This window comes from Pseudomonas kielensis (genome assembly GCF_014236655.1).
Classification (GTDB): Bacteria; Pseudomonadota; Gammaproteobacteria; order Pseudomonadales; family Pseudomonadaceae; genus Aquipseudomonas; species Aquipseudomonas kielensis.
Window position 1 is genome coordinate 1 of record NZ_JACMYG010000014.1, and the last position, 15,678, is coordinate 15,678.

Annotated in this window: 21 protein-coding genes; 13 read left to right on the plus strand and 8 right to left on the minus strand. The window is 63.8% G+C overall.

Going from position 1 to position 15,678, the window contains the following annotated elements:
• Positions 1 to 154: 154 nt before the first annotated feature.
• The 5 genes from H7995_RS14840 to H7995_RS14860 all read right to left on the minus strand — a co-directional run bounded on the left by H7995_RS14840 (position 155) and on the right by H7995_RS14860 (position 4,236).
• Positions 155 to 853, minus strand: a complete 699-nt coding sequence (locus H7995_RS14840) for an OmpW/AlkL family protein (protein WP_166590485.1) — start codon at positions 851 to 853, stop codon at positions 155 to 157.
• 183 nt (positions 854 to 1,036) lie between these two features.
• The gene (locus tag H7995_RS14845; RefSeq protein ID WP_166590484.1) at positions 1,037 to 1,555 is read right to left on the minus strand and encodes a DUF3299 domain-containing protein; all 519 of its coding nucleotides are present in this window, start codon (positions 1,553 to 1,555) and stop codon (positions 1,037 to 1,039) included.
• A 9-nt stretch (positions 1,556 to 1,564) separates the two neighbouring features.
• Positions 1,565 to 2,830, minus strand: coding sequence for an ABC transporter permease (locus H7995_RS14850; protein ID WP_166590483.1), 1,266 nt, complete (start codon positions 2,828 to 2,830; stop codon positions 1,565 to 1,567).
• A gap of 1 nt (position 2,831) precedes the next feature.
• Positions 2,832 to 3,542 (minus strand): ABC transporter ATP-binding protein, encoded by a 711-nt coding sequence (locus H7995_RS14855; RefSeq protein WP_185818550.1) that lies wholly within the window; start codon positions 3,540 to 3,542, stop codon positions 2,832 to 2,834.
• A 73-nt stretch (positions 3,543 to 3,615) separates the two neighbouring features.
• Positions 3,616 to 4,236 (minus strand): DUF2796 domain-containing protein, encoded by a 621-nt coding sequence (locus H7995_RS14860; RefSeq protein ID WP_185818551.1) that lies wholly within the window; start codon positions 4,234 to 4,236, stop codon positions 3,616 to 3,618.
• A gap of 133 nt (positions 4,237 to 4,369) precedes the next feature.
• Here H7995_RS14860 and H7995_RS14865 point away from each other — a divergent pair, with 133 nt between their 5' ends.
• Complete coding sequence (locus H7995_RS14865; RefSeq protein ID WP_166590480.1) at positions 4,370 to 4,729, plus strand: hypothetical protein; 360 nt, start codon at positions 4,370 to 4,372, stop codon at positions 4,727 to 4,729.
• Between the two features lie 15 nt (positions 4,730 to 4,744).
• On the opposite strand, the gene trxA is transcribed toward H7995_RS14865, so the two are convergent.
• The 3 genes from trxA to H7995_RS14880 all read right to left on the minus strand — a co-directional run bounded on the left by trxA (position 4,745) and on the right by H7995_RS14880 (position 6,819).
• Positions 4,745 to 5,617, minus strand: a complete 873-nt coding sequence (trxA, locus tag H7995_RS14870) for a thioredoxin (RefSeq protein ID WP_185818552.1) — start codon at positions 5,615 to 5,617, stop codon at positions 4,745 to 4,747.
• 81 nt (positions 5,618 to 5,698) lie between these two features.
• Positions 5,699 to 6,358, minus strand: a complete 660-nt coding sequence (locus H7995_RS14875) for a class I SAM-dependent methyltransferase (protein WP_166590478.1) — start codon at positions 6,356 to 6,358, stop codon at positions 5,699 to 5,701.
• Entirely contained in the window at positions 6,355 to 6,819 is a 465-nt protein-coding gene (locus tag H7995_RS14880; RefSeq protein ID WP_166590488.1) for a hypothetical protein, read from the minus strand. The genes H7995_RS14875 and H7995_RS14880 overlap by 4 nt, the downstream gene beginning before the upstream one ends.
• A gap of 128 nt (positions 6,820 to 6,947) precedes the next feature.
• Between H7995_RS14880 and nrdR the strand changes: the two genes are divergently transcribed.
• The 12 genes from nrdR (at position 6,948) to H7995_RS14940 (ending at position 15,639) form a co-directional block, all read left to right on the plus strand.
• Positions 6,948 to 7,412, plus strand: coding sequence for a transcriptional regulator NrdR (gene nrdR / locus H7995_RS14885; RefSeq protein WP_166590477.1), 465 nt, complete (start codon positions 6,948 to 6,950; stop codon positions 7,410 to 7,412).
• Positions 7,409 to 8,542 (plus strand): bifunctional diaminohydroxyphosphoribosylaminopyrimidine deaminase/5-amino-6-(5-phosphoribosylamino)uracil reductase RibD, encoded by a 1,134-nt coding sequence (gene ribD, locus H7995_RS14890; protein WP_185818553.1) that lies wholly within the window; start codon positions 7,409 to 7,411, stop codon positions 8,540 to 8,542. The genes nrdR and ribD overlap by 4 nt, the downstream gene beginning before the upstream one ends.
• A 44-nt stretch (positions 8,543 to 8,586) precedes the next feature.
• Entirely contained in the window at positions 8,587 to 9,252 is a 666-nt protein-coding gene (locus H7995_RS14895) for a riboflavin synthase (RefSeq protein ID WP_166590475.1), read from the plus strand.
• Between the two features lie 31 nt (positions 9,253 to 9,283).
• Positions 9,284 to 10,375: a bifunctional 3,4-dihydroxy-2-butanone-4-phosphate synthase/GTP cyclohydrolase II gene (gene ribBA / locus H7995_RS14900; protein WP_166590474.1), complete on the plus strand. Its 1,092-nt coding sequence runs from the start codon at positions 9,284 to 9,286 to the stop codon at positions 10,373 to 10,375.
• A 91-nt stretch (positions 10,376 to 10,466) separates the two neighbouring features.
• A complete protein-coding gene (ribH, locus tag H7995_RS14905) occupies positions 10,467 to 10,943 on the plus strand; it encodes a 6,7-dimethyl-8-ribityllumazine synthase (RefSeq protein WP_003228649.1) in 477 nt (158 codons plus the stop codon).
• Positions 10,940 to 11,440, plus strand: coding sequence for a transcription antitermination factor NusB (nusB, locus tag H7995_RS14910; RefSeq protein ID WP_056728930.1), 501 nt, complete (start codon positions 10,940 to 10,942; stop codon positions 11,438 to 11,440). Before ribH ends, nusB begins: the two co-directional genes overlap by 4 nt.
• Positions 11,441 to 11,457: 17 nt before the next feature.
• Entirely contained in the window at positions 11,458 to 12,423 is a 966-nt protein-coding gene (gene thiL / locus H7995_RS14915; protein WP_166590473.1) for a thiamine-phosphate kinase, read from the plus strand.
• On the plus strand, positions 12,420 to 12,923 hold the full coding sequence (locus tag H7995_RS14920) for a phosphatidylglycerophosphatase A family protein (protein ID WP_027617722.1): 504 nt from the start codon (positions 12,420 to 12,422) through the stop codon (positions 12,921 to 12,923). Before thiL ends, H7995_RS14920 begins: the two co-directional genes overlap by 4 nt.
• A 23-nt stretch (positions 12,924 to 12,946) precedes the next feature.
• The gene (locus H7995_RS14925; RefSeq protein ID WP_185818554.1) at positions 12,947 to 13,702 is read left to right on the plus strand and encodes a substrate-binding periplasmic protein; all 756 of its coding nucleotides are present in this window, start codon (positions 12,947 to 12,949) and stop codon (positions 13,700 to 13,702) included.
• 109 nt (positions 13,703 to 13,811) lie between these two features.
• Positions 13,812 to 14,429: a GTP cyclohydrolase II gene (gene ribA / locus H7995_RS14930; protein ID WP_027617724.1), complete on the plus strand. Its 618-nt coding sequence runs from the start codon at positions 13,812 to 13,814 to the stop codon at positions 14,427 to 14,429.
• The gene (locus tag H7995_RS14935; RefSeq protein ID WP_166590471.1) at positions 14,426 to 14,845 is read left to right on the plus strand and encodes an MFS transporter; all 420 of its coding nucleotides are present in this window, start codon (positions 14,426 to 14,428) and stop codon (positions 14,843 to 14,845) included. The genes ribA and H7995_RS14935 overlap by 4 nt, the downstream gene beginning before the upstream one ends.
• Entirely contained in the window at positions 14,845 to 15,639 is a 795-nt protein-coding gene (locus tag H7995_RS14940; protein WP_425312237.1) for a cobalamin-binding protein, read from the plus strand. Before H7995_RS14935 ends, H7995_RS14940 begins: the two co-directional genes overlap by 1 nt.
• Positions 15,640 to 15,678: the final 39 nt, after the last annotated feature.

A 15,678-nucleotide genomic window follows, 5' to 3' on the forward strand; every position in this document is an offset into this window, starting at 1 on the left:
CATCCACTACGTCCTACCTCATCGACGGGAGGAGCGCGTTTATCCTCGGGCGATTCGGCTGAAATCGCCGAAGTACCCGATCAAAAATAAAAATGCCAGTCAGCTTAACTGACTGGCATTAGCCTGTCGAGGCGCCTTTTTTTGCGTGTGTGGCTTAGAACTTGTAGCCCAGGCCAACCATGTAGACCCATGGGTCCACATCGATGTCGACCTTGGCGCGGGTGCCTGGGGCGACCGCGTTGTTATCCACATAACCGGTGGTGTCGATGTCGATGTAGCGCACCTGGCCGTTGATCATGACCTTGTCGGTCAGCATGTAGTCGGCACCCACTTGCCATGCCACACCCCAGGTGTTCTTGGCCCGGAAGTTGTCGAAGCCGTTGGCGCTGGCCTGGCTGCCGACGTGCTCGTCATAGATCCAGGTGTAGTTGATGCCCGCGCCCACGTAGGGTTGGAACACCGATTTGTGATCCAGTGGGTAGTACACCAGGCTCAGGGTCGGCGGCAGGTGTTTCAGGGAGCCGAGCTTGCCATTGGCCGCAGGCAGCGCGGTGCCTTTGAGTTTGACGTCGTGTTCGAACGGCGTGGCCGCCAGCAGCTCGATCCCCAGGTTGTTGGTGATCATGTACGCGAAGTTCAGGCCCAGTTGGGTGTCGCTGCTCATCGTCGCCTTGCCGCCCAGGTCGGCACCCGCCAGCGGGCCGCGATCGACCTTGACGCTGGAACTGTCAGCCTTCGGATTGACGGTGATGGCACCGGCCCGGACGATGATGTCGCCGGTTTCGTGGGCTTGGACGGAAGGGGCTGCAAGCGCGAATGCAATGAGGGAAGCGCTAAGCAAAGACTTGTGCATGGGGGCTCCAAGGGACAATTTGAATTCTATGTCCCATTTTATGGAGGGATCGACCTGGGACGTTGACGCAGCTCAATGAAAGAGTGATGGCGCATTAAGATCGTTGCTCGGAAGAGCGGGTCGTCGTAAGCGCGACTTCAGCGTAGACGTCAGTTCAGGTCAGCCCATGAAAAATATGCGGTTTCACTCCTGCAATTCGTACACGTAGATCTTCTGGGCATCCATCTGGTAGCCGGCATCCGCCAGTTCGCTGGTGGAGGCTTTGACCTGCAGGGCGCCTTCAATCCAGTACGGCTGGTACAACTCTTCGAGCTTGACCCCGATCTCGCTCCTGACATGCACGATCTGGTTCGACGGCGGCGGGGGGACGTGGATGCAGGCGCCGAAATACGGCACCAGCAAAAACTCGGTGGTGCGCCCCTGCTCATTGACCTCCAGCGGCACGATGTAGCCAGGCAAGCGAATGGCCTGGCCGTCGAGGTTCTGCACCACCGGCGCGTTGGGCAGATCCTGCCGGGCGGCCGGGGCCGACTCTGCCGACAAGGCGTCGCTCATCTGCGACAGGTCGTGCAGCGGCTTCATGTTCGGTACTTCGGCGGGCGCGTCCGGCGGAATCATCTCCGACCAGGTCAGGTCCCTGGGTTCGGCCGCCCACAGGGGCAGGGCGACCAACATCAACAGCGCAAGCAGAGCGCGGGGCATTTAACGTCCTCATAAACGGATCGACAGACCGTCGGCCAGCGATTGCCGGTAGGCCCGCCAGGCAGGCACGCTGCCCATCAGCAGCGCGGCAAGCAGGATGCCACCGAGCAGCGTCCATTCATACTCACTTGGCCAGGACAACGGTAGAAAAAGGCCGTAGTTGGACTGCACATAGCCCTGCGCCAGGGCGATGCACAGGTACAGCAGGCCGAGGCCGGCGATCACCCCCGACAGTGCCAGCGCAAAGGCTTCCAGCACCAGCAGCGTGGCGATATGCCAAGGCCTGGCGCCGACCGAGCGCAGGATCGCCATTTCCCGCCGGCGTTCGTTGAGGCTGGTGAGGATCGCCGTGAGCATGCCGATCAAACCGGTCAGCACCACGAACAGCGACACCACGAACAGCGCTTTTTCAGCGGTGCCCATCAGGCTCCAGAGCTCCTGCAACGCCACGCCCGGCAGGATCGCCAGCATCGGTTCGCCACGAAACTCATTGATCTCGCGTTGCAGGGAGAAGGTCGCGATCTTGCTGTTGAGGCCGAGCATGAACGCAGTGATGGCCTGGGGGGTGAGGTCCATGTTGCGCGCCTGCTCGGCGCTGATCCGGCCATCGCCGCGCGCCGGCACGCCGTTGTGCCAGTCGACATGGATCGCCTCCATGCCGCCTAGGCTGATGTGCAGCGTGCGGTCCACCGGGGTGCCGGTGCGCTTGAGGATGCCGACCACGGTGAAGGGCTTGTCGTCATGCTTGACCAGGCTGATCACCGCCACGCCGTGGGCCAGCACCAGTTGGTCGCCGAGTGAGTAGTGCAGCGCGTCGGCCACTTCCGCGCCCAGCACCACCTCGAACGGATCCGTGGCAAAGGCCCGGCCGCTGGCCAGTTGCAAGTGTTGCTGGCGGCCGTACTGGTAATGCTGGAAGTAGGCATCCGTGGTGCCCATCACCCGGTAGCCGCGGTGGGAGTCGCCGAGGGAGATCGGGATCGCCCACTTCACCTTGGGGTTATTGGCGAAGTGCTCGAAGCTGTCCCAGCGGATGTTGTTGGTGGCATTGCCGATCCGAAACACCGAGTACAGCAGCAGGTTCACTGAACCGGAGCGGGCGCCGACGATCAGGTCGGTGCCGCTGATGGTGCTGGCAAAGCTGGCGCGGGCTTCGGTGCGCACCCGCTCCACGGCCAGCAGCAGGCAGACCGACAGGGCGATGGCGAGGGCCGTGAGGATGGCGGTGAAGCGGCGGTTAGCCAGGCTGGCCATGGCTAGACGAAACAGATACATCTCAGACCTCTACGGGCGTGGCGGCGCGATTGAGTTCGGCCAGCGACAGGTGACGATCGAACAGCGGCGCCAGGCTCTGGTCGTGGCTGACGAACAACAGGCTGGAGCCGGCTTCCCGGCATTCGGCGAACAGCAGGCGGATGAAAGCCTCGCGGGCGTCGTAGTCGAGGGCCGAGGTCGGCTCGTCGGCGATCACCAACTCCGGCTGGCCGATCAATGCGCGGGCAGCGGCCACCCGTTGCTGTTGGCCAATCGACAGGGAGTCGGCCCGTCGCCCGAGCAGGCCTGGATCCTTGAGCCCCAGGTGCGCCAGCAGCGTCGCGGCGGCGCTGTCGACACTGCCATGGCGCTGGATCGCGCGGTTGGCGCGCAAGGTCGAGAAGTGGCAGGGCAGTTCGACGTTCTCGCGCACCGAGAGAAACGGCAGCAGGTTGAACTGCTGGAAGATGTAGCCCGTGTGGTCGACCCGAAAGCGATCCCGGGCGCCGGCCGACAGGTCCGTCAGTTCCTGCCCGAGCAAACGGATGCTGCCGCGATTGGGTTTCTGCACGCCGCCGAGCAGGCCCAGCAGGGTGGTCTTGCCGCTGCCGCTGGGGCCCTTGAGAAACAGGGTTTCACCGGCCTCCAGGCGAAACGCCGGGATGTCCAGCAAGGGCGGGTGACCAGGCCAATGGAAGCCCAGGTCGGTCAGTTCGATGAGTGCTTGGGTCATGTAGCGCCGGTCAGGTTGATGGTGAACCCAGCGGAAGCGAGCCTGCTCGCCCCACACTGGGATAGGGGATGGATCAGAATTTAAGGGTCGCCGCCTTGGCCGTCACCTCAAGCCCTTGCTGGCCGTTGGGGCTGATGAGTTGTACCTGAATTTTCTGGGTGGCGGGGAAGGTCTTGAACACCTGGGCCAGGTCCAGGGTCTTCAGCGCATCCGGTTGGCTGCAGGTGAACTGGTAATGCGCGTGGATTTCGCTGTGGTCATGGTGGTGTTCATGGCCGTCGGCGTCCTTGGCGTCCTTGGCGTCTTTGTGGTCATGGTCATGGTCGTGGTCATCGTCGGCGTCCGGTTTGTCACCGAACAGCGGGCTGTTCAGCTCCTGCTGGCTGAGCACGCAGTTGGCGGCTTGTGGCAGGCTGAACAGCACCAGCGGTTGCTCCAGTTGCGCCCGTACCGCGGCGACCTTGGCCTTGTCTGCCGGCGTGCTGGCGGCGTGTTCGAAGCCCACCAGGTTCATCGCCGGGCTGTCCAGTTCCAGCTCCAGGGTCTGGCCGTCCAGCGCTGCGTTCAAGCGGCCGACGCCATGCTCGTGGGCGCTGAGGCTGGCGTGTTGATGATCGTGGTCATGTTCTTCGGCCGCTTGGGCGATGGCCAGTGGCAACAGGGCAAACGGCAAAGCGAGAAGCAGACGGCGCATGGGAAGTCTCCGGGGCGGAAGTGAACTATTTTGTTATGTGATCTTATAACAATATCGGCGGGAGTTTGACGGCATGCTTGGCGTTGCGCAAGACGCGTGGGAGCATGTTCGCCATAAATCTGAGGAAACCCCAATGTTGCGCATACGTGGAAGCATCGGCGACTGGCCGGTGGATTTGACCCTGGAGCTCGATGATGGCGACTGGGCGAAACTTGGCGCGCAGTTGCAGGTGAGCAAGGTCGACGGCGTTGAGCCCGCCGCCAGCGCTGCGGCGAAACCGGCCAATCCGGACGACGCCCAGTGGCAGTTGGCCAAGGCGTTACTGCGCAAGTCCGGGCAACTGAGTGGGCCGGATCTGCTCGAGCAACTGGAAGGGCTGACTGGCAGCGCGGCGGCCGGCAAGCGCTTGTTGGTGCGCTTGCGCCACTGCGCCGAGGTCAAGGTGCTGAGCGGCGGCGATACACCGCTCTATAGCTGGGTAGAGCCTTTGTAGACGCTCCGGTTGCGATCAGTACAGCGCCGCAAACAACTTGCGGCGGTAGCTGGTGACCAAGGGGTGATCATTGCCCAGCAGCTCGAACACCTGCAGCAAGGTCTTGTGTGGCAAGCCTTCGCTATAGCCGCGGTTGCGGATGAACAGCTTGAGCAGCGAGTCCAGTGCCGGGTCGTATTGCTGGCGGGCCAGTTGCTGGATAGCCAGTTGATAGACGGCTTCGTCGTCCTGTGGATTCTGTGCCAGGCGCGCTTTCAAGTCGGCCACATCCGGCAGGTTCGCCGCCTGGCCGAGGAACTGGATCTGCGCCTTGGCGCCCGCCAGTGCAGCCTTGTGTTCATCGCTCTTGACCGCATCCAGCACGGCCTGGGCTTCGCCGAGCTCGCCGCGTTCGGTCAGGCAGCGGGCATACAGGATCAGTGCGCCGGCGTGGGTATTGTCTTCCCCCAGCAGCACCTTGAGCGCGGCCTCGGCCTCGGCAAACCGGCCCTCGTCGAACAACCCTTGGGCCTGTTCGAACGGATCGGCCGCAGGCGGCGGTGGCATCTGTACATGGGGTTCGAGCAGGGCGCGCACCGCGGATTCGGGTTGCGCGCCGGCAAAACCGTCCACCGGCTGACCGTCCTTGAACAGCACCACGGTCGGCAGGCTGCGAATGCCGAAGCGCGCCACCACGTCTGGCTCGACATCACAATTGACCTTGGCCAGCAGCAACTCGCCCTGGTAGCTCTCGGCGATGGTTTGCAGCATCGGCATCAGCGCCTTGCACGGTGCACACCATTCAGCCCAGAAATCCACCAGCACGGGTTTGTGGAACGAGTTCTCGATCACCGACTGCTCGAAATCAGCGGTGGTGGCGTCGAAGATGTACGGCGTGTCTTGACTCATGGGGTATCTCGAAAAAACGTGGATGGGGCAACTATAAGGCTTGGTGGGGGTTGGCCGAAAGCGCAGGACGCTCGGCCGCTGCTACGCGTTGCGGGAGGCATGGTACAGGCTCACATGGCGAAACTCTTCAGGCTCGGCCAGGTCGGGCAGGGTCATGGCCTCGAGCATCTCCAGGCGCCGGTAGAGCGGGTGCGAGAAGTCGCGCACCCGTGAGTCGGCGACCAGGGCTTCGCGGCCTCGGCTGAGGAAGGCGTCGAGTAGCGGCAGGTTGGCGCGGTCGTACAGGACGTCAGCCACCAGGATCAGGTCGAAACGGTCGGCCTCAGCGAAAAAGTCCGTCGAATAGCTGAGCTCCACAGCATTGAGCCGGGCATTGGCCCGGCAGGCGGCGAGCGCCAGGGGATCGAGGTCGCAGGCCACCACTTCGAGCGCGCCGGCCTTGACCGCCGCAATCCCCGCCACCCCGGAACCGGCACCGAAATCCAGCACCCGCTTGCCGGCCACCCACTGTGGGTGTTCGGCCAGGTAGCGCGCCACCGCCAGGCCGCTGGCCCAGCAGAAACTCCAGTACGGCGGTTCATGCAGTATGCGTCGGGTTTCTTCCGGGCTGAAGGCGCGGTCCATGTTGTCGCCGTCGATCAGCCACAGTTGCAGCTCGGTACCCGGCAGCGGGCAGGGCACCAGTTGCGCATCGCCAAGCAGTTCGCTCAGGGCGTGTTGCAGGTCGAGCGGTGCATTCATGGTGCTTTGACGAACTGCAATTGCCCCAGTGCCTGGGAGGTTGGCTGGAAAATTCGTTGCGAAGGCAGGTGCAGGATCAGTTGCCCGGACTGGCTGGCGCGCCCGCGCAGCTCGACCCGCGCGCCGGCGGGAAAGGTCTCGGGGTTGAAACGCAGGTGAAACGGCAGGGCCTGGTTGTTGCCGATCAGGTTGGCACTGGCCAGCAGCAGCTGCGGCCGCGAACGCTCGTCGACCACCAGCAGCGCCAGTTCGACTTCGGCACCCTCTGGCACACCCTGCAGTGAACCACTCAATTCGCGCTGGTAAGCCGGCAGCGGGCCCTGGTCGGCGGACGCCTGGGCCTTCTTCTGGGCCATCTGCGGCGCGGGGCCGGATGCCGGTTCTGCCGGTTTGGGCGCATCACTGCTACAGGCCACCAGCAGGCTGACGAAACTGAGTAAAACAAGCGGTCGTAGCGGCATTTGCGGCTCCAGCGAGGTGAAATCCATGGATCTAGCACTATAGCCCGTCTGTATACCGTAAACCCTATGGCTTGTCTTGCCACCGGGATGCGCTACCATGGCCCTCCCTTTTTTTGTTGCCTGCCACCATGCACTGTCCCTTCTGCGGTGCCAACGACACCAAGGTCATCGACTCGCGTCTGGTCGCCGAGGGCGAACAGGTGCGCCGCCGGCGTGAATGCCTGGCCTGCGGCGAACGCTTCACGACGTTCGAGACCGCCGAACTGGTGTTGCCGCGCCTGATCAAAACCGACGGCAGTCGCCAGCCGTTCGACGAAGAAAAACTGCGCGCCGGCATGCAGCGCGCCCTGGAAAAACGGCCGGTGAGCGTCGAGCGCCTGGAATCCTCCCTGGCGCACATCAAGCACAAACTGCGGGCGACCGGCGAGCGCGAAGTCAAATCGCTGGTGGTCGGTGAGCTGGTGATGGCCGAGCTGCAGAAGCTCGATGAAGTCGCCTACATTCGTTTCGCTTCGGTGTATCGCCGCTTCCAGGACCTCAACGAGTTCCGTGAAGAGATCGATCGCCTGGCCCGAGAACCGGTCAAACCATGACGATGCCCACTGAGCAAGCGATCCTCGACGCCCACTACATGGCGCGCGCGCTGGAACTGGCCCGCAAGGGTCACTACAGCACCCACCCCAATCCGCGCGTCGGTTGCGTGATCGTGCGTGACGGGCAGGTCGTCGGCGAAGGCTGGCATGTGCGCACCGGCGAACCCCATGCCGAAGTCCACGCCTTGCGCGCCGCTGGTGAGCAGGCGCGGGGCGCGACCGCCTACGTCACGCTCGAACCCTGCAGCCATCACGGCCGCACGCCACCGTGCGCCGATGGGTTGGTCACGGCGGGTGTGGCGCGAGTCGTTGCCGCCATGCAGGACCCCAACCCGGAAGTGGCCGGACGTGGCCTGCAACGCCTGGAGCAGGCCGGCATCGCCACCACCTGCGGCGTGCTCGAAGGCGAGGCGCGCCAGCTCAATCAGGGGTTCCTCAAACGCATGGAACACGGCTTGCCGTTCGTGCGGGTCAAGTTGGCCATGAGCCTGGATGGGCGCACCGCCATGGCCAGCGGCGAAAGCCAGTGGATCACCGGGCCGGCGGCGCGCTCCGCGGTCCAGCGCCTGCGGGCGCAGGCCGGCGTGGTGTTGACGGGGGCCGACACGGTGCTGGCGGACGACGCGCGCCTGACCGTGCGCGCCGACGAGTTGGGGCTGGACGCCGAACAAAGCGCCCTGGCCATGAGCCGTCCACCGTTGCGGGTCCTGATCGATGGCCGCCTGCGGGTGCCCCTCGATGCCCCGTTCTTCAAGGCCGGCCCGGCGCTGGTCGCCACCTGCGTGGCCGTGGAGGAACAGTACGCCAACGGCCCCGAATGCCTGATCGTGCCGGGTGAAGAGGGTCAGGTCGACCTGCGCAAGCTCCTGCTCGAACTGGCCGCCCGCGGCGTCAACGAGGTGCTGGTGGAAGCCGGCCCAAGGCTGGCGGGCGCCTTTGCCCAGCAAGGCCTGGTGGACGAGTACCAGATCTTTGTCGCCGGCAAGTTCCTCGGCTCCACGGCGCGGCCATTGCTCGATTGGCCACTGGCACAGATGAAGGATGCGCCGGCGCTGAAAATCACTGACATTCGTGCGGTTGGCGATGACTGGCGAGTCACTGCCATTCCCGTGCCGGCCGCGAGCGTATAATTCCCGGCTGCGGCCTAGAAGGTTTTGTTCTCGAGGAGGACTTCATGTTTACCGGCATCATCGAATCCATCGGCAGTATTCGTGCATTGACCCCAAAAGGCGGAGATGTACGGGTTCACGTCGCCACCGGCAAGCTCGACCTGAGCGACGTCAAACTGGGCGATAGCATCGCGGTCAACGGCGTCTGCCTGACAGCCGTCGAGCTGCCAGGCGACGGCTTTGCAGCGGACGTCAGTCGCGAAACCCTCGACTGCACCGCCATGAATGACCTCAAGAGCGGCAGCCCGGTCAACCTGGAAAAAGCCCTGACCCCAACCACCCGCCTGGGCGGTCACCTGGTCAGCGGTCACGTCGACGGCGTCGGCGAAGTGGTCGCCCGCACCGAAAACGCTCGGGCCGTGGAGTTCCGCATCCGTGCCCCGAAGGAATTGGCCAAGTACATCGCCCATAAAGGCTCGATCACTGTCGACGGCACCAGCCTGACGGTGAACGCGGTCGATGGCGCCGAATTCCTGCTGACGATCATTCCGCACACCTTGAGCGAAACCATCATGGCTGCGTATCAGCCGGGTCGCCGGGTGAACCTGGAAGTGGACCTGCTGGCCCGTTACCTGGAGCGCCTGCTGCTGGGCGACAAGGCCGCGGAGTCGACGGCCGGCAGCACCATCACTGAAAGCTTTCTGGCCGCCAACGGCTACCTCAAATCCTGAAGCTCAAATTTCGAAAGAAGGGGGGTGCCTTGTGGCGCTCAATAGCATCGAAGAACTGGTTGAAGACATCCGCCAAGGCAAGATGGTCATCCTTATGGATGACGAAGACCGCGAGAACGAAGGCGACCTGATCATGGCCGCCGAGTGCTGCCAGGCCGAGCACATCAACTTCATGGCCAAGCACGCCCGTGGCCTGATCTGCATGCCGATGAGCCGCGAACGCTGCGAACTGCTCAAGCTGCCCCTGATGGCACCGCGCAACGGTTCCGGCTTCGGCACCAAGTTCACCGTGTCGATCGAAGCCGCCGAAGGCGTGACCACCGGCATCTCCGCCGCCGACCGTGCGCGTACCGTGCAGGCCGCTGCCGCCAAGGACGCCAAGGCTGAAGATATCGTCAGCCCGGGGCACATTTTTCCGCTGATGGCCCAGGCCGGCGGTACCCTGGCCCGCGCCGGCCACACCGAAGCCGCCTGCGACCTGGCGCGCATGGCCGGGTTCGAGCCGAGTGGGGTGATCTGCGAGGTGATGAACGACGACGGCACCATGTCCCGTCGTGCCGAACTGGAAGCCTTTGCCGCTGAACACAACATCAAGATCGGCACCATCGCCGACCTGATTCACTATCGGATGATCCACGAACGTACCGTTCAGCGGATTGCCGAGCAGCCACTGGACAGCGAACTGGGCCAATTCAACCTGGTGACCTATCGTGATTCGGTGGAAGGCGACGTGCACATGGCCCTGACCCTGGGCACCGTGTGCGCCGAAGAACCGACCCTGGTGCGGGTGCACAACATGGACCCGCTGCGCGACCTGTTGATGGTCAAGCAGCCGGGCCGCTGGAGCCTGCGCGCCGCCATGGCTGCGGTTGCCGAGGCGGGCAGCGGCGTGGTGCTGTTGCTCGGTCACCCGCTCGATGGCGACGTGCTGCTGGCGCATATCCGCGAAACCGCGGACCAGGCGGTGGTGAAAAAACCGACCACCTACAGCATCGTCGGTGCCGGTTCGCAGATCCTGCGTGACCTTGGCGTGCGCAAAATGCGCCTGATGTCGGCGCCAATGAAATTTAATGCGATATCCGGTTTCGATCTGGAAGTTGTAGAATACGTGCCCTCCGAATAAAGGCCGGTGTTTTTCCACCCCTTGTTCGCGGTTCAAATATCACTGAGGGACGCGTACTGAACGCGTCCCGGCTCTTTAAGAGATTTGTCGAATGACCCTGAAGACCATCGAAGGTACCTTCATCGCCCCCAAAGGCCGCTACGCCCTGGTTGTTGGCCGTTTCAACAGCTTTGTTGTCGAAAGCCTGGTAAGCGGTGCGGTTGATGCCCTGGTTCGCCATGGCGTGAGCGAAAGCGACATCACCATCATCCGTGCCCCTGGCGCCTTCGAAATCCCGCTGGTTGCGCAGAAAGTCGCCCAGAAAGGCGAGTTCGCGGCAATCATCGCCCTGGGCGCGGTCATTCGTGGCGGTACCCCGCACTTCGAATACGTGGCAGGCGAATGCACCAAGGGCCTGGCCCAGGTGTCCATGGAGTTCGGCGTTCCAGTCGCTTTCGGCGTGCTGACCGTTGATTCCATCGAGCAAGCCATCGAACGTTCCGGCACCAAGGCCGGTAACAAAGGTGCCGAAGCTGCCCTGTCCGCTCTGGAAATGGTCAGCCTGCTGGCGCAGTTGGAGGCCAAGTGATTAGCGACGAAAGCGATCGTTTCAACCCGCGCGATCCAAAGCCTGCGGATGCTGGTAAACCATCGAAGAGCGTCAAGCGCCGCGAAGCCCGTCAGCTCGCGACCCAGGCCCTGTATCAATGGCACATGGCCAAGCAGTCGTTGAACGAGATCGAAGCGCAGTTCCGGGTCGATAACGATTTCAGTGATGTCGATGGCGCCTACTTCCGCGAAATCCTGCACGGGGTTCCGCAGTTCAAGACGGAAATCGACACCGCCCTCACGCCTTGCCTGGACCTGACCATCGACGAGCTGGATCCGGTTGAACTGGCGGTATTGCGCCTGTCCACCTGGGAACTGCTCAAACGCGTCGACGTACCGTACCGCGTGGTGATCAACGAAGGCATCGAGCTGGCTAAAGTCTTCGGTTCCACCGATGGCCACAAGTTCGTCAACGGTGTCCTCGACAAGCTGGCCCCGCGCCTGCGTGAAGCTGAAGTGAAGGCGTTCAAGCGCTGATACGCGCTTGAGACCTCATGGGCGAGTTTGAGCTGATCCGCAATTACTTCGCCGCTGCGCCGTGTGCGCAGGCGGGCGATGGCGTTGCGCTGGGGATCGGCGACGACTGCGCCTTGCTCGCTGTTCCCGCGGGGGAACAGCTGGCGATCTCCACCGACACCCTGGTGACCGGTGTGCATTTCGCAGATCCCTGCGACCCTTTTCTGCTCGGTCAGCGTTCGCTGGCGGTGGCTGTCAGTGACCTGGCTGCCATGGGCGCCACCCCCGTTGCCTTTACCCTTGCCCTGACCTTGCCGGCGGTGACCGCCGATTGGCTGGATGCCTATGCCCGTGGTTTGAACCAGATGGCGCAGGGCTGCGGCGTGCGGCTGGTGGGCGGTGATACCACGCGCGGTCCGTTGAGCCTGACCATGACCGTGTTTGGCCGCGTCCCGGCCGGCCAGGCCCTGACCCGCAGCGGTGCACAGGTCGGCGACCTGCTGTGTGTCGGCGGGGACCTGGGCAACGCCGCCGGGGCCTTGCCCCTGGTGCTCGGCCAGCGTACCGCGCCGGCGGCCATCGCCGAACCGTTGCTGGCGCATTACTGGTCGCCACAGCCGCAACTGGCGTTGGGTCAGGCGTTGCGCGGCAAGGCCAGCGCGGCGCTGGATATCTCCGATGGCCTGCTCGCCGACTGCGGGCATATCGCCAAGGCATCGGCTGTCGGCTTGCTGGTCGAGCACCAGAAACTGCCGCTATCGGCGGCACTGCTGGCGTTTCTCGGTGAGAATGCGGCCCGGGTGGCAGCGGTCAGTGGCGGTGACGACTACGTACTGGCATTCACCTTGCCGCCGGCTCATTTGCCGGCCCTGCTGGCCGAGGGCTGGCCGATCCATGTGGTCGGCCGGGTCGTGGCCGGGCAGGGCGTCACGCTGCTGGACGCCAATGGGCAGGACATCACCCCGAACATCCGGGGTTATCAACATTTCCAGGAGACACCGTGACAGATCATCCCAAACAGGTCCCGGCAGAGTTCGTGCCGCCATCGGTCTGGCGCAATCCCTGGCATTTCCTGGCCTTCGGCTTTGGCTCGGGCACCTTGCCCAAGGCACCCGGCACCTGGGGCTCGTTAGTTGCGCTACCCTTCATCCCGTTGTGGCAGATGCTGCCCGACTGGGGCTACTGGCTGATGTTGGGCATCACCATGCTGTTCGGCTTCTGGCTGTGCGGCAAAGTGGCCGACGACTTGCGCGTACACGACCACGAGGGCATTGTCTGGGACGAAATGGTCGGGATGTGGATTACCCTGTGGCTGGTACCGGAGGGGTGGTACTGGTTGTTGGCGGGGTTCCTGATGTTCCGCTTTTTCGACATCCTCAAGCCGTGGCCGATTCGCTGGATCGACCGGCATGTGCACGGCGGCGTCGGGATCATGCTCGATGACGTGTTGGCAGGGGTCTTTGCCTGGTTGGGGATGCAGGGGCTGGTCTGGTATTTCACCTGAGGGACTGTTCGAGGGGCTAGGGAATGGTGGGGCGCGGTTGCTGGATTCTGCTGTTGGCTATGGTCTGCTCGGTCGCTCGTGCGGTGGAGGTACCCGCTGTACCTGCGGTGATCCATCTGGCGAGCGAGGAGTGGGAAGACTACACCGCTGCCGACGGGCACGGTCTGGCCTGGGACATCTTGCGTGAGGTGTTCGAGCCGGCCGGGGTCAAGCTGGACATCCGCACGGTGCCGTACACCCGCTCGATCGGTCTGGTGCAACTGAAGGAAGTCGATGCCCAGGTCGGGTCCTACCGGGACGAGGCCCAGGGCGTGCTGTATCCGCACTGGAACTTCGATTCCGACCACATCTACGCCCTCGGCCTGGCGAGCAATCCGGCGCCGACCCAGGCCACCCTGGGCAAGTACCGCTTAGCCTGGGTGCGCGGCTATCGTTACGAAAACTACCTGCCCAATGTGCGCCGCTATAACCAGATCGAGCGCCGCACCGGCATTCTGCCGATGCTCCAGCAGGGCCGTGCAGACTATTACATCGACGCCCGGACCGAGGTCGAAGCGGTGCTCAAAAGCGCCGTGAACGAGCAGCAGTTCCGCTATACCCACTTGGCCGAACTGCCGCTGTTCCTGGGGTTTGCCGATACCTCCGAGGCCAGGTCGCTGATGAAGCTGTATGATCAGCGCATGACCCTGCTGGTCGGCAACGGCGGGCTGAAACCGATTTTCGAACGCTGGAAACAACCGTACCCGTTCGAGGGCAACCTGAAGCCCGCCGACCAGTGATCAAACTATTTGATCGTTATGGCCGATAATTCAGCCTAAGCGTGGTTCCGAGCCTGCTGTTACAATGCCGCCTCTGCGAATCTCCAGTACATAAATCAGGAGCACACCGGTGCCTGTCGTTTTTGTCGCCGCTTCCAAGCTGCCAACGCCTTTTGCGCAATTCACCATGCATGGCTTTCTCGATGAGTCCACCGGCCGCGAGCACGTCGTGTTGAGCTTGGGTGATGTGGCCGATGGTGCCCCGGTACTCGGCCGGCTGCACTCCGAATGCCTGACCGGCGATGCCTTGTTCAGCCAGCGTTGCGACTGCGGCTCACAACTGGAAGCCGCCTTGCAGGCCATCGCCCGCGAAGGCCGTGGCGTGTTGCTGTACTTGCGCCAGGAAGGCCGGGGCATTGGCCTGCTGAACAAAATCCGCGCCTATGAGTTGCAAGATGGCGGTGCTGACACCGTCGAAGCCAACGAGCGCCTGGGTTTTGCCGCTGACCAGCGTGACTACGCCATGTGCCTGCCGATGCTCGAGCACCTGGGCGTCAAGTCCCTGCGCTTGATGACCAACAACCCGCGCAAGGTCAAGGCATTGACCGACATGGGCATCGTGGTCGCCGAGCGCGTGCCGCTGCACACGGGCCACAACCCGCACAACAAACTCTACCTGGCGACCAAGGCCAGCAAGCTCGACCACATGATGGGCAACGAGCATCAGGGCGAGGCGGACCGGGCGTGACCCGCGGCCAGGTTCGGCGGCGCCTGTCCGTCAATTGGTGGCAGTACTTCGCGCTGGCCCTGTTGCCGTTGCTGGTGATCAATGGCCTGTTTGGCGACGCTGAAGCCCTGGCCCCGATCCTGGCGATGCCGTTCTTCATCGCCGGCATGGCCTCGATGTTCGTCAGCCTGAAGTTTTTCGGTGGCTACAAACGCGGCCTGATCACTACCCAAAAAGCCCTCGATACCCCCGCAGAGCCCGCCGCCTGGATCGCCCTGGCCGCTCAGCGCCGCAGCGCCATGCTGGTGGCTTCCCTGCCGGCCTGGATCGGTGCGCTGGCGGTGTTCGTCGGCCTGGAGGCGGTGCCTCTGGTGCTGCTGGGGTTGGCCACTGCCGTGCTGTTCTACCTCTACCGTATTCCGCGTCAACTCGGCTGATGGGGCGCTGGCTGGCGCTGCTGCTGGCCCTCAGTGGTCCGGCGGCTGCCGTGGAGCGGGTGGTCAGCCTGGCCCCCTCCCTGTCGGAAATCGTTGTTGAACTGGACTCCGCCGACCTGCTGGTCGGCGTGCTCGATGCCGGCGAGCGTCCGCCAGCCCTTGAGTCCGTGCCGTCGGTGGGGCGTTATGGCCAGTTGGACATCGAACGCCTGCTCAGCCTCAAACCCGATCTGTTGCTGCTCTGGCCCGGCAGTGTTGGCCCGGCCCAGCGGGAACAACTGAGTCGGCTGGGCATTCCCACCTACGTCGCCGAACCCCACCGCCTCGACCAACTCACCACCCAGATCGAAGACATTGCCCGGCAACTGGGTCGACCCGAACGCGGGCAGGCACTGGCGGCCGACCTGCGTCGGCAATTGGATGCCTTGCGCCAGCGCTACCGGCGCGACGTGCCGCTGCGGGTGTTCTATCAAGTCTGGGACCAGCCGCTGTACACCGTGGGTGGCGGGCAGATCATCAGCGATGCGCTCGAGGTGTGTGGTGCGCGGAATGTATTCGCCGACCTGCGCCTGCCGGCGCCGCAGGTCAGCATCGAGTCGGTGCTGGCGCGCAACCCCGAGGTGATCCTCGCCAGCAGCCAGGCCCAGCTCGATGCCTGGAGGGCCTGGCCGCAGGTCACGGCGGTGAGCCAGGGGCAATTGCTGCGGGTGATCGACAAAGGCCTGGAGCGGCCGAGTGGGCAGATGATCCAGGCGACGGCGGCGTTGTGCCGGTTGATCGCGCCGGGTCAGTAAGACCGAGGTGCGGCTATCGCGAGCAACACCGCGTACCTC

Coding starts and splice junctions, on each gene's coding strand:
- H7995_RS14865 (WP_166590480.1), top strand. CDS start 4,370: ATGTTGCGCATACGTGGAAGCATCGGCGACTGGCCGGTGGATTTGACC.
- H7995_RS14925 (WP_185818554.1), top strand. CDS start 12,947: ATGGTGGGGCGCGGTTGCTGGATTCTGCTGTTGGCTATGGTCTGCTCG.
- nrdR (WP_166590477.1), top strand. CDS start 6,948: ATGCACTGTCCCTTCTGCGGTGCCAACGACACCAAGGTCATCGACTCG.
- H7995_RS14840 (WP_166590485.1), bottom strand. CDS start 853: ATGCACAAGTCTTTGCTTAGCGCTTCCCTCATTGCATTCGCGCTTGCA.
- H7995_RS14880 (WP_166590488.1), bottom strand. CDS start 6,819: ATGCCGCTACGACCGCTTGTTTTACTCAGTTTCGTCAGCCTGCTGGTG.
- ribH (WP_003228649.1), top strand. CDS start 10,467: ATGACCCTGAAGACCATCGAAGGTACCTTCATCGCCCCCAAAGGCCGC.
- H7995_RS14845 (WP_166590484.1), bottom strand. CDS start 1,555: ATGCCCCGCGCTCTGCTTGCGCTGTTGATGTTGGTCGCCCTGCCCCTG.
- ribD (WP_185818553.1), top strand. CDS start 7,409: ATGACGATGCCCACTGAGCAAGCGATCCTCGACGCCCACTACATGGCG.
- trxA (WP_185818552.1), bottom strand. CDS start 5,617: ATGAGTCAAGACACGCCGTACATCTTCGACGCCACCACCGCTGATTTC.
- thiL (WP_166590473.1), top strand. CDS start 11,458: ATGGGCGAGTTTGAGCTGATCCGCAATTACTTCGCCGCTGCGCCGTGT.
- H7995_RS14855 (WP_185818550.1), bottom strand. CDS start 3,542: ATGACCCAAGCACTCATCGAACTGACCGACCTGGGCTTCCATTGGCCT.
- H7995_RS14850 (WP_166590483.1), bottom strand. CDS start 2,830: ATGTATCTGTTTCGTCTAGCCATGGCCAGCCTGGCTAACCGCCGCTTC.
- H7995_RS14895 (WP_166590475.1), top strand. CDS start 8,587: ATGTTTACCGGCATCATCGAATCCATCGGCAGTATTCGTGCATTGACC.
- H7995_RS14875 (WP_166590478.1), bottom strand. CDS start 6,358: ATGAATGCACCGCTCGACCTGCAACACGCCCTGAGCGAACTGCTTGGC.
- H7995_RS14860 (WP_185818551.1), bottom strand. CDS start 4,236: ATGCGCCGTCTGCTTCTCGCTTTGCCGTTTGCCCTGTTGCCACTGGCC.
- H7995_RS14940 (WP_425312237.1), top strand. CDS start 14,845: ATGGGGCGCTGGCTGGCGCTGCTGCTGGCCCTCAGTGGTCCGGCGGCT.